Consider the following 12,997-nt stretch of genomic DNA (forward strand, 5'->3'; position numbering starts at 1 on the left):
GCGTATAAAAAGATAAATAAAAAAACCGCAAGCCCCGAAAGGCCTACGGTCCAAAAGAAACCAATTTTTAATATTTTAATTTTGCAATTGCAGTAATCTGACCACCTTCAACTTTTATTCCTTTAGCAGCAACAGCAGTTGAGCCGTTGATTGTGTAAATCCAGTTTCCTTCAGGAGTATTAATACCAACAATAGCAGATGTACCGTCTTCGCTAACAAGATTATATCTTTCTACTGTTGTAAAACTAATTGTTTCAGGCGCATTAGTTACCCATGTAAAAGTTTGATTGTAAACATCAGCAATTGCCAGTTTAGCAGCACCTTTATTAGTTCCTGCCGTACCATACATTTGTAGCAAAACTTTTCCTTTAGAGATATAGCTGGATGAAGCAATTTTATATCCTCCTGACTTTTCCTGTACATTAAAGAAATACGTTTTATCAAATTCAGTAGTTCCTTTTTTAATTTTTACCACAGCAGATGGTTTAGTCGAAGTTACAACAGAATTGCTTGTAGCAACTGCTCCTGAGAAACCGTAAGCATCTCCGTTTTCGTCCTGATACAATCCGTTTGTGAAATAACCTCCTAAATAACTGGTACGGTTATCCTTGATCACTTTTTCTAATTTAAGTTCTGGATATGTATATACCGCAACCCATGTACTGTCAGGGTTTTTAGTTCCAAAATTATCAACTCCGTCACCTTTAATACTCATATAAGGCATATACACTTTTTCGCCCACCTGAGTTGCCCAGGTAAAAAAGGCTCTTTCACCGTTTCCTGCTAATTTTTTCGTGTCTTGTTGCGCCTCACCTGTAATAAGTGATTTTTCTGCATCAATTTTATACATTTGAGCAATAGATGCCGCACCGCTTCTTGGAACTTTAATCGTTAAAATATCCTTGTTTACAGCTGTAAAAACGTGTACCGTTTCTGCCTGAAAATTAGATTTCTTAATTAACTTTCCTTCTGCATTAAGGTTATAAGTTGTTACAGCACCAGGATTTCCTTGTCCGTATAATAAACTAAAAAAATTATTTTGCGCTGTAATGTAATAGCGGTAAGATCCGTCTTGTTCGATACCATTACCGGTTGTAGTAATAGACCCTTTAGAAATATCATCAGCAGTTAACAAATAATCTGCAATTCCTGCTGCTCCCGTAGTGGCAGTAATTATATATTTTGTTTTTCCGGTGTCTACTCCACCGCCTGTTTCATTTCCGGGTTTATCAGAATCACTACTACAAGAGAACGTTGTAAAAGCTACTAAAGCTGAGAACAAAATTAATTTGCTACTTTTTTTCATGTTATTATGGTTTGAATTATTAAATTATTTACGTGATTTATCGAAAAAATATCTGAATTTGAGGTAAAAGCCACGACTTGGTTTTTGCAACGAAAAGTTGTCGTACAGCTTATTGTCTAATGCATTTTTACATTCAAAAGCTATATTGTATTTTCCGTCTGCAAGCGTGTAAACAATATTTATATCGTGATTAAACTGTGTTGGAATATCCAGTTTACTAGACTGAATACCACGGCTTGGCCATGACAAATAATAATCATAGACATAAAGAAGATTGTATCCTACAGATAAATTATTTCCTTTTTTTATAAAATCATTAAAAAATATCGTCGCATCAAAATTTCCAAATAAATAGGGGATGTTTGGCACCCTGTCTTTGTAAAAAAGCGATACATATTCCTGACCTGGCTCAAATTTTGTCATGTTACGAAGATTTTGATAAGTCATATTTACACCTGCAGTAAATCGGTTTTTGTATGAATATCGAATCTCTGTATCTACTCCGTAATTAGTCACTCGGCCCTGATTGACGTTGGTTTGCATGGTTTGATTTATATTCAGCTCAGAACGTATAAAATCTGTAGCATCCCGATACAAAAAGTTCAGATCAAATGTCATGGCATTTACTTTTCTAAAGCTAGTTTGATAACTCACTCCAGCATTAAAATTATTACTGGTCTCCGGTTTAAGGTCAAGATTTCCGGCAATATTTTCATTTACGTTTCCAAAGATTTCCTGTGGATTTGGTAAACGGTAACTTTTTTCGAAAGATCCTTTTACCTGCAAATTTTGTCTGATATAGTAGCTTGTTGCTCCACCATATCCCATTACAGAAGTATGGTCTACATACTGCTGGTATGCAATATCTCCGGTATTTCCAGATGGGTTATAACTTCTGGAATAAGTCGTTTTTAGAGAATAATCTTTTAAGAATACAGATGTACTCCACTTCTCGTTATAATCAAACTTATAACCTAGTCCTATTACATTTTTTTGTGATTTTTTAGGTTGTTTGTACACTAAAGATTCAGGAACCAACTCATCACTTTCTTTACGATCAAAAGTGTTGAAGGTATTATTTAACATAAATGAATGTCTCTCGTTCAAACTATAAGTGGCATTTGCTGTAGCAATTCCGTTATTGTTTTTGAATTTACGCAACGTGCGACTGCGCTCTCCTCCTAAACCGTCAAACTTTCTGCTCTCGCCAAACCAGTTATATCTGATATATACGGTATCAATATTTTTTTCTTCTCCAAAATTAAAATTCCCCGTAAGGTTAAAATTCAACCCTTTTGTAAAAAGATCTTTAACCTGATATTTTACAGTTGGCATCAGGATATTTCCTTTTGAATAAACAGATCCAAACACACTTTCCATTCTTGCTCCTGTTTGAATGTCTGCTTTATTTTGACCTGCTGTAAGGCCAAATAACAATTTATCAGCATATTTTTTTCCAGTAATTCCAATGTTTACAACCACAGTTTCGTTATGGTAATTATCATGAAATCTTCGTACACGCTGATTTGGATAATATTGACCCGAAAACAAATTGGCTGCATCAACATTGACCCAATAATTATTATCAGAATAATTTTGAAAAGCATTTATTTCTGTCGTAAATCCGCTTTTAGCAGTATAACCCGCATTTACAGCAGAACGATGCGTATTAAAAGATCCAAAAGAATAAGATGCATCAACATAAGTTCTTGGTTTGCTATTTGTCACAATATTCACCGCACCTCCTAAAGCATCACCGCCCAGCCAAATGGGTACAACACCTTTGTAAACTTCGACACGATCAGCAAGATTTACAGGAATATTATTCAGCTGAAAAGAAGATCCAAAATTATCCATGGGAACTCCATCAATAAAAACCTTGATTTGATTTCCCGAGAAACCATTTATCGAAAGTTCTGATCTTGAACCTACTCCACCAGCTTCACGGACACGAACACCGGAAACTCTGTCTAAAGCATGAGACAAATCAAGCGTAGTATTATGAAGCTTTTTAGCATCAAGAGCCGTTACATTATAAGCTTGTTTATTTACTTTATCGGTTGCTGTACGTCCTAAAACCGTAACACTTTCCAATTCGTTTAATTCATTTTCTAAGCGAACCTTAAAATTGACATCTGCCGATGAAACTTCAATATTTTTTTTATAGTTCGAAAAACCAATTGCAGTGATTTTTAAAGTGTACTTTCCCGGCTTTATATTTTTGAAAATAAAACTCCCATTTTCATCCGAAATCATGCTGAAGTTCGTTTTTTCGATACTTATCGTGGCATACGGAATTGTTTGTCCGGAATTTTCTGTTACCTCTCCAATGACGAAAAAACCCTGATTTTGCTGGGAATGCGATAAGACCGAAAAGAAAAAAAATATACTAAAAAATAAAAATTTGTGAGTTGTCATATCTTTAATTAGACTAATTATAAATAACTTTGGCGCAAAAGTACCATCAACAACTCGAAAAAAGATAGGGAAAAACGGATTATTATTTTGTAAAAACGGATTATATTTTGAAGATCAAATCGAAAATTTTAGCACACGAAAAGTCACTTATTCAAATTGAAATTGGTGACACTTATTACCCAAAAAATTATTTAACAGAAGAGAATGTAAATATAAAAAATGGTGATTCAGAACAAATTAAGAGCCATCATTTAATCACCGAAGGAATGGTTTTGCTTGATACACAAATGCTCTTTTCAACGCCTCAAACTATCATTTTTGAAATTGATGAAGAATCTGTGGTGATGAATTTTATTTACTGCAATAACGTCGAAACTCATATTGATGAATTAGAAACAGAAAAATATTCAAAAAAGAATACTCATAATATATTTTACGCTACAAAATATAAAGCAACTATAAAAATACCTGCCTTTGAAGAAATTAATTACTTTTCTATAATCTTGTCAAAAGACTTTTATTACAATATCATCAATGAAGATTGGGAACTTCATGAGAAATTTTCAAAAAATATCCTGCTTAAAAAATCGAGCTATCTTACTTCGAAATATATTCCCTTTACGCCGGCAATTCAATGGGTGATTCACGAAATAAAGAACTGTAACCGTCAGGGTGCCCTAAAAAAAATGTATATCGAAACTAAGATCAGGGAACTGCTTATACATCAGCTTGAAACAATCATTACCATACCCATACAAAAAGATTTAATTGATGAAGACGATTACAATAAATTATTAGAAGCCAAACAAATACTAGACAACGATTATGTTCACGCACCAACATTGGCAGAACTTTCAAGGTTGATTTCGCTAAATGAATTTAAACTAAAAAAAGGGTTTAAAGCTTGTTTTGGAACTACCGTGAAAAGTTATATTATTAAACTCAGAATGGAGCATGCCAAAGAATTATTTCAGAATAAAGCTTCGACAGTTAGTGATGTAGCATACAAATGTGGCTATAAAGATGTGTCTCATTTTTCGGCAGCTTTTAAAAACTTCTATGGTTTTTCACCTCAAAAGTTCAAAATCAATTGGGACCATATTCATTTTTGGATTACGGGAATTTTACTGTTAAGCTAATAAAAAAAGGGTTTTCAGACTTTGATTAACAAAATCTAAAAACCCTATAAAAATTAGACTTTCTTGTATGTCTTGCAAACTTATACAAAGATAACCACTATGAAATGGTGTCAAATTTTCATTCTAAAAAAAATGTTTCTCCAAAAACAGTAACATAGAAATTAAAAAATGCTGTTTAAAAAGGCAAAAACAACGTCAATATCAATTTCTATAACACAAATCTACAAGCTCCTTTAGAGAAAACATTACGGGTTTCCACATTTGGTACTCTTTTTTTTCTCTTATTTATAATCATTCAATTTTAATTTATTGTTTTACTTGACATTACGCCTCTTTTTCAAACAATTATAACTTATTTTTTTTTTATAAAAATTATTATTTCTAAAAAAAATGATATAGAAATCCTACAGCTGAATCTCCAAATTAGCTTTCAAAAATTGAAACTTAATTTCTTGTCCTAGATTAAGCGACTACTTTTTAGCTTAGTAATACATTTGTCAAATAAATGAATCGTTCTTTTTAAAACTGAATCTAAAACCTGAAAAACATACTTCGACTAAAGATTAATTTCTTGTCCTGGATTAAGCCAAGCTTTTTGAGTTAACCAATACATTTGTCAAACAAATTATTAGTTCTTAAAAAAAGCTGCCATCTTAAACCTGAAATCATCAAATTGTAGAAAATTACATTTCTTGTCCTAGATTAAGCGAACAAAATTGAATTAACGAATACATTTGTAAAACAAATTACAAGTTCTATCCAACTGAAAAATTAAAGCCTAAAAAAAACTTAGTAACTTAATAACTCAGCCTCTTAGAAACTTAAACAAAAAAAAACGATTATGAAAACTCTTGAATTCTTATTACTCGGAAAAAACGAAGCGATCCTGGCCATTTTACTTCGACTTGTAAATGCAGATGAAAACTGGAACGCAGTTGCTTTTCATCACGAGAATGAAGCTCAGGAATACTTTCAAAATCACAAAATCGACATTGTTCTTTTGAGTTCCGGAATCGAAGATCATGTCGAAAAAAAGTTCACTTCTTTTTGTTTAGAACAACAACCCGAAGTCGAAGTAATTGAACATTTTGGAGGAGGAAGCGGTTTATTAAAATCAGAAATCCTTCACCGATTACATCTAAAAGGAAAAATTTAGGTAGCAGAATTTTCCTTTTTTAAATTCATTAAAAAGCTTTAAAGCATTTCATTCACGAATATCCAATAAAAAATTGACGATATATCGTTAGGAACTTTATTGCCTTTTTTGAAAAAACCTTTAAAATCAAAACATTACAAACAAAGCATTTAATCTGAATGCAAAACACTGAAAATCAAATACAAAATATTTTAAAAAACCTTTTTATTCACAACAAAAATAAATTATCATGAAAAAATTAATCCTTACCGCAGCATTATTATTTGTAACTTTTATTGGATTCGCTCAAAAACCAAGTCCTGCACAATTAGATCCTTTCAACCACACATTAGTACTTATTGATTACGAAAGCCAAATGGCATTTGCAGTAAATAACATTCCAATCGATCAACTTCGTAACAACACCGCTTTAGTTGCCGGAGCTTCAAAAATATTCAAAGTTCCTACCATTGTAACAACCGTTGCAGAAAAGTCATTTAGCGGACCCGTTTTTCGTGAAATCGAAGAATTTTATCCAAAAGCTACTTCAAACTACATCGATCGTACTTCAATGAATACCTGGGAAGATATTCCTGCTCATAAAGCTATAGTTGCAAAAGGTAAAAAGAAACTGGTTTTTGCAGGTTTATGGACAAGCGTTTGTATCGTTGGGCCAGCATTATCAGCAATCAACGAAGGTTATGATGTATATGTAATTACAGATGCAAGTGGCGATGTTTCTAAAGAAGCACACGAAATGGCCGTAACCCGTATGGTTCAGGCAGGTGCTCATCCGGTAACTTCATTACAGTATTTATTAGAATTACAACGCGACTGGGCTCGTCAGGAAACTTATGTACCTGTAACAGATTTAGTTAAAAAATACGGTGGTGCTTACGGTGTTGGTGTTCAATACGCTCACGAAATGTTGAAACACTAATTAATTTTTAATTAAATCATTCAAAACCAACAAAAAATACCACAACCATGAAACTCTCTTTCAAAATACTAGCTTTTCTTTTCATCATTTCCCTGCCTGTTTTCGCTCAAGGCAAAAGAGCCACACTTATCGTTCATCATGCTGTAATTCATACTTTAGACGATAAAAATACGATTGTAGAAGCAATGGCTGTTGCCGATGGAAAAATCCTTAAAACCGGAAAAAACAGCGACATTTTAAAACTAAAAAACAAAAACACAACTGTAATAGATGCCAAAGGAAAAGTAATTATTCCCGGAATATTCGATTCACACATGCATATTATACGCGGTGGAAGATTCTTTAATACCGAGTTGCGCTGGGATGGTGTTCGTACTCTAAAAAGAGCTTTGGCAATGCTAAAAGAACAAGCACAAAGAACGCCAAAAGGCCAATGGGTTCGCGTTGTTGGCGGATGGAATGCTTATCAGTTTGAAGAAAAAAGATTACCAACTTTAGCAGAAATTAATGAAGCTACAGGAGATGTTCCGGCATTTATTCTTCATTTATACGGTCACGCTTATCTAAACAAGGCCGGAATCGTAGCCTTAAAAATAGATGCCAATACACCAAACCCAAATGCGGGATTGATTGAAAAAGATGCCAACGGAAACCCAACCGGATTATTAGTGGCAGAACCAAACGCTTTTATTTTATACTCGACACTTGCTAAACTTCCGGAATTAACTGAAGATGAAAAATTCAATTCGACTAAACAATTTATGACCGAAATGAACCGACTTGGCGTAACAGCAATTATGGATGCAGGAGGCGGATTTCAAAATTTCCCTGACGATTACGGCGTAACCAACGGTTTATGCAAAGACAGCGATTTAACCATTAGAATGCCTTATTATTTGTTTGCACAAAAAGCAGGAACAGAACTAAACGATTATACCAAATGGATGCAGACTGTAGAAATTGGCGAAGGATGTGACGACGACGACCATTCTGATAAAGTAGAATACCATGTTCAGGGTGCAGGAGAAAATTTAGTAATGAGTGCCGGAGATTTTGAAAACTTCGACAAACCAAGACCTGAATTAAGCCCGGCGATGGAAGGACAATTAAAAGAAGTGTTGTCTTTATTGGTAAAAAACAGATGGCCGTTTAGAATTCACGCCACATATAACGAAAGCATCACCCGATTTTTAAATGTTATTGAAGACATCAACAAAGAAAATCCCCTAAACGGACTTTTATGGTTCTTTGATCACGGAGAAACGGTTTCTGTAGAAAACTTAAAACGCATAAAAGCGCTGAACGGCGGATTGGCAATTCAGCATAGAATGGCATATCAGGGAGAAAGTTTCATAAAAAGATATGGCAAAGCAGCAGCTGCAAACACAGTTCCGCTAAAGAAAATATTAGAATTAGGAATTAAAGTAGGAATGGGAACTGACGGAACTCGTGTAGCAAGTTACAATCCGTGGGTTGGTTTATATTGGTTAACTACAGGAAAAACACTGGGCGGTTTAAAATATATGAATGACGAAAATATAGTAGACAGAACAACGGCACTAAAATTATTTACCTACGGAAGCGCACAGTTAATCAATATCGAAAAAGACAGAGGAATGCTCACAGCAGATAAATTAGCCGATTTTGCCATTCTTTCTGATGATTATTTTAACACGCCTGAAGAGCAAATTTTAAACATCGAATCGAAACTTACAGTTGTAAACGGTAAAGTAGTTTATGCTGATGATGATTTTAGAAACTTTGCTCAACCTACTCCAAAAGCAATTCCGGATTGGAGTCCTGTAAACTATTTTGGCGGATATCAAAAAAACTAAATTATGAACACACTATTCCGATTATTGCTGTTTTTGGGATTCATTTCAGCCACAAATGCACAACAAAACCCCGTATTTCAAAAGTTGCGGTATGACGATGATGCTACTTATTTACAAACAGATTCGGCCAAAAACGCATACGAGAAAATCAAATATATTCCGCTGAGCAAAAATAGCAATTACTTCGCCTCTATTGGCGGGGAAGCCAGATGGCAATATACTTATACTGTAAATGATAAATGGGGCGATGAATCTGACGAAGGCGACGGCTATTTACTTTCCCGTTATCTGCTTCATGCTGATGTTCATTTGGGAATTTTCAGAACTTTTGTAGAATTTCAAAGCAGTCTGGCAAACAGCAAAATAGATCCGAGTCCGGTAGATGAAAATCAGCTCGATATTCATCAGGCTTTTTTAGATATCGATTTTATTCATAATAAAAGCGAACAATTTACATTACGTTCCGGAAGACAGGAAATGATGTACGGTTCGCAGCGTTTGGTAGCAGTTCGAGAAGGCCCAAACAGCCGACTTGCTTTTGACGGAATCAAATTGTTTTATAAAAATAGAAATTGGCAGACCGATGCCTTTTTCACTCATCCGATCGCGAATAAAACCGGAACCTTTAATGATGAATTCAATGAAAATGCCAAATTCTGGGGAAGTTATACTGTGATTCATAAAGTACCATTTGTAGAAAATATCGATTTATATTATTTAGGATTATGGAAGAGCCGTTCCGTTTTTGATGATGCTATTGGAGAAGAAACCAGACACTCTTTAGGAACCAGAATCTGGAAAAACAAAGGAAACTGGAAATACGATTTTGAAGCACTTTACCAATTCGGAAAAATAAGTGAGAAAACAATTTCCGCCTGGACACTTTCTTCTTTTGCCTGTTATACTTTTGAAAATGTGAAATTCAGTCCCGAAATCGGATTGAAAACAGAAATTATTTCAGGAGATAAACATTCAGATGATAATCATTTACAAACCTTTAATCCCTTATATCCAAGAGGCGCTTATTTCGGATTAGTAGCTTTAATTGGCCCGTCTAATTTAATTGATATTCATCCGTCGATTAATTTAGAATTAACTAAAAAATTGGGTTTGGGATTTGATTATGATATTTTTTGGAGACAAACAATAAGCGATGGTTTATACGCGCCCAATATGCAATTATTGTATTCCGGAAAAGACACTACAGAACGTTTTATAGGTTCTCAATTGATTACAAATCTAGATTATGCTATGAATGACTTTCTTTCTTTTACACTTGAAACCGGTTGGTTTAATGCAGGTTCATTCTTAAAAGAGGTTGGTACAGGAAAAGATTATTTTTATGGGGCTTTGACTGCTCAATTTAAATTCTGATTATTTTTACGTGAATTTGACAATGAAATTTAAATTTTAAATTTGCGTAAAACCAGATGTAAAAATGGAAAAGAAATATTCTGTTGTTTTTCATCCTTCAGAAGATGGAATTGAAATAATCAAAAAATTAAAATTAGAATTATTCAATAGAATTGGATGGTACGGCAGCTGCAATTCTGTGGCACATATTACAGTTGGTGGATTTAAAGCAAATGAAAATCAACTTGCTAAGTACATACAAAAACTTTTGAAAGTCGCTGACACTTTAACTCCTGTTCAAATTCATTTAGATCATTTTAACGCTTATGAGGAAAGTCGGGCTTTCTTTATATCCCCGAGCGAAAATTCTAAAGCAGACCTAAAACCTATTATGAAAAAAATTCAGGAAGCACTTCTGATTGCCAGTAAGGACAGAAGCGATGACCCTCATATTTCAATAGGACGAAATCTAGAGCCCGAAAACATCCAAATTGCCCGTGATTTATTCACTACCATTAATATGGAGTTTTTATGTGATGCCATTATATTAAGAGAATTTGATCCCATTAAAAGGCAATATTTTATCTTAGAAACTTTCCCCTTTGGCAGTAATCCTCAGCCGGAATTAATTCAGGGGAGCCTTTTTTAACCGCAAGGTTCGCAAGGGTCTTAAGCAACGTTCGCAAAGCTGCCTTATTTAATCTCGCAAAGACGCAAAGTCACAAAGGCAATAAACTTTGCGACTTTGCGTCTTTGCGAGAAATTACTAGCGCACCTTGCGGTTAAATCTACCCAAAGCAAAGAACCTGAAACTAAAATCTATTTTTCGTATATTTGAATTTTACAATTCATCTTATGAAATCACTCGATTCATTTTATCAGGACATCACCGAAGGTTCTTCCATAGAACCAAGTTCATTATTACCCAACGACATCAAAAAAGAAATTGGGCATTTTAATGTATTTGACATTAAAGAACTTTTAGAACGTATGCAGGGAAAACCGGGAATGCCTTACGACAGAAGAGCTTATTACAAGATAAGTTTAATTCGTGGTAAGAATAAAGCCGAGTATGCCGATAAAATAATCGAAATCGAAAAGCAAGGACTTTTGTTTGCTACGCCAAAAATCCCGTACAATTATGTGCCGCAAGACACCAACCAGTCCGGGCAATTTTGTGTTTTTACGAGTGAGTTTTTATCCAAAAATAAAAGCGGAATTGACTTAGATGAATTGCCTATTTTTTCTTCAGACGGATATCCTATTTTTCAGCTTACAGATGAAGAAGTTGCAGAAGTTGAATTGATTTTCAATAAAATACAAAAAGAAATCAATTCAGATTATATTTACAAATACGATCTGATTCGTAATTATGTTGCTGAGTTAATTCACTTTGGTCAAAAATTACAGCCTATAACTGCTTTATATTCTAAGCATAATTCGGCGGCAAGAGTTTCTTCTTTATTTGCAGAATTACTGGAAAGACAATTCCCTATTGAATCACCAAACCAAAGATTAGAACTAAGAACAGCCAAAGATTTTGCAGAACGATTATCTGTTCACGTCAATCATTTGAATAAGGTTTTAAAAGAAAACACCGGAAAAACCACCACTGAATTAATCACTACAAGATTAACGAATGAAGCCAAAATCCTTTTAAAACAAACGGATTGGAACATCTCTGAAATCGCATTTTCATTGGGCTTCGAAGAGTTGGCGCATTTTTCTAATTTCTTTAAAAAACAAACGACATTTACGCCTCTTGCTTTTAGGAGTTAGATTTTAGATTTTAGATTTTAGATTTTAGATTTTAGATTTTAGATTTTAGATTTTAGATTTTAGATTTTTGGATTGCGCAGAATAGTTTCTCAAGAGTTTGTCCTCCTGAGCGAAGTCGAAGGATCTCATGCTGAATCCGTACAGTGCGTTCTACAGTGTGTGTCCTTCGACTTCGCTCAGGAAGACATAAAATGAGAATTGGAATTTGGAACTTCAAAAAATTGGAATTTAATTTCCCTCTGATTTGAATTTCGCAAACATCGATTTGATATTTACAATTCCCCATTCCTACTTCGCTCCTACCTTTGTCTTATCAATTTAAAAGATCGAAAAAGATGAACTTATCAAACAACAAAATTCTAATAACAGGTGGTGCAAGCGGTATCGGACTTGGACTAACCGAAAGATTTATTCAGGAAAACAATACCGTAATTATTTGCGGTCGACGTGAATCTGTTTTGAATGAAGTGAAAGCAAAATTTCCAACTGTAATTACAAAAGTTTGCGATCTTGCCATCGAAGCTGAACGCGTAGCACTTTACGAATGGATTACGGAAAATCATCCTGACTTAAATGTTTTAATCAACAACGCAGGAATTCAAAAATGGGTTTCGGTTACCGATGCTGACTTTTATGAGAGCATGAAATCAGAATTGGCTACTAATATTGAAGCTCCTTTACATTTAACATCACTTTTTATTCAGTTAAACTCACTGAATACCGTAATGAATGTAACATCAGGATTGGCGCTTTCTCCTTTTGCAAAAGTTCCGGTTTATTCGGCTACAAAAGCTTTTTTTCGCTCGTTTACTTTATCACTTCGCCATATGCTGAAAGCAAAAAATATTGAAGTAATCGAAATTATTCCGCCAGCTTTGAATACAGATTTGGGAGGTGTTGGTTTGCACGACGCACATCCAAGCGTAAGTGATTTTATAGAATCTATTTTCGAACAATTAAAAGAAGGAAAAGACGAACTTACTTTCGGAACCAGTGCAACAAGAATAAACGCAAGTGTACCGGAATTAAAAGCGTCGTTTAATGCATTACATGGGAATTAATTAAAAATTGAGAATTAAAAATTAAAAATTA

Annotated in this window: 10 protein-coding genes; 8 read left to right on the plus strand and 2 right to left on the minus strand. The window is 34.2% G+C overall.

Features of this window, described 5'->3' with window-relative positions:
* Positions 1–67 precede the first annotated feature (67 nt).
* Both LNP81_RS22000 and LNP81_RS22005 read right to left on the minus strand, forming a co-directional pair.
* Positions 68–1,306, minus strand: a complete 1,239-nt coding sequence (locus LNP81_RS22000; protein ID WP_230039427.1) for a DUF4374 domain-containing protein — start codon at positions 1,304–1,306, stop codon at positions 68–70.
* Between the two features lie 24 nt (positions 1,307–1,330).
* On the minus strand, positions 1,331–3,724 hold the full coding sequence (locus LNP81_RS22005; RefSeq protein WP_230039428.1) for a TonB-dependent receptor: 2,394 nt from the start codon (positions 3,722–3,724) through the stop codon (positions 1,331–1,333).
* Between the two features lie 107 nt (positions 3,725–3,831).
* Between LNP81_RS22005 and LNP81_RS22010 the strand changes: the two genes are divergently transcribed.
* The 8 genes from LNP81_RS22010 (at position 3,832) to LNP81_RS22045 (ending at position 12,966) form a co-directional block, all read left to right on the plus strand.
* Complete coding sequence (locus LNP81_RS22010) at positions 3,832–4,863, plus strand: helix-turn-helix domain-containing protein (RefSeq protein ID WP_230039429.1); 1,032 nt, start codon at positions 3,832–3,834, stop codon at positions 4,861–4,863.
* Between the two features lie 841 nt (positions 4,864–5,704).
* The gene (locus tag LNP81_RS22015; RefSeq protein WP_230039430.1) at positions 5,705–6,019 is read left to right on the plus strand and encodes a hypothetical protein; all 315 of its coding nucleotides are present in this window, start codon (positions 5,705–5,707) and stop codon (positions 6,017–6,019) included.
* Positions 6,020–6,248: 229 nt separating this feature from the next.
* Positions 6,249–6,938 (plus strand): hydrolase, encoded by a 690-nt coding sequence (locus LNP81_RS22020; protein WP_065449042.1) that lies wholly within the window; start codon positions 6,249–6,251, stop codon positions 6,936–6,938.
* Between the two features lie 47 nt (positions 6,939–6,985).
* Positions 6,986–8,773 (plus strand): amidohydrolase, encoded by a 1,788-nt coding sequence (locus LNP81_RS22025; protein ID WP_230039431.1) that lies wholly within the window; start codon positions 6,986–6,988, stop codon positions 8,771–8,773.
* A 3-nt stretch (positions 8,774–8,776) separates the two neighbouring features.
* Positions 8,777–10,147, plus strand: a complete 1,371-nt coding sequence (locus tag LNP81_RS22030; RefSeq protein WP_230039432.1) for an alginate export family protein — start codon at positions 8,777–8,779, stop codon at positions 10,145–10,147.
* A 64-nt stretch (positions 10,148–10,211) separates the two neighbouring features.
* Positions 10,212–10,775, plus strand: coding sequence for a 2'-5' RNA ligase family protein (locus LNP81_RS22035; RefSeq protein ID WP_230039433.1), 564 nt, complete (start codon positions 10,212–10,214; stop codon positions 10,773–10,775).
* Positions 10,776–10,981: 206 nt separating this feature from the next.
* A complete protein-coding gene (locus tag LNP81_RS22040; protein WP_230039434.1) occupies positions 10,982–11,905 on the plus strand; it encodes a helix-turn-helix domain-containing protein in 924 nt (307 codons plus the stop codon).
* 335 nt (positions 11,906–12,240) lie between these two features.
* Positions 12,241–12,966, plus strand: a complete 726-nt coding sequence (locus LNP81_RS22045) for an SDR family oxidoreductase (RefSeq protein ID WP_230039435.1) — start codon at positions 12,241–12,243, stop codon at positions 12,964–12,966.
* Positions 12,967–12,997 lie beyond the last annotated feature (31 nt).

This window comes from Flavobacterium piscisymbiosum, from assembly GCF_020905295.1.
GTDB classification, from domain to species: Bacteria; Bacteroidota; Bacteroidia; order Flavobacteriales; family Flavobacteriaceae; genus Flavobacterium; species Flavobacterium piscisymbiosum.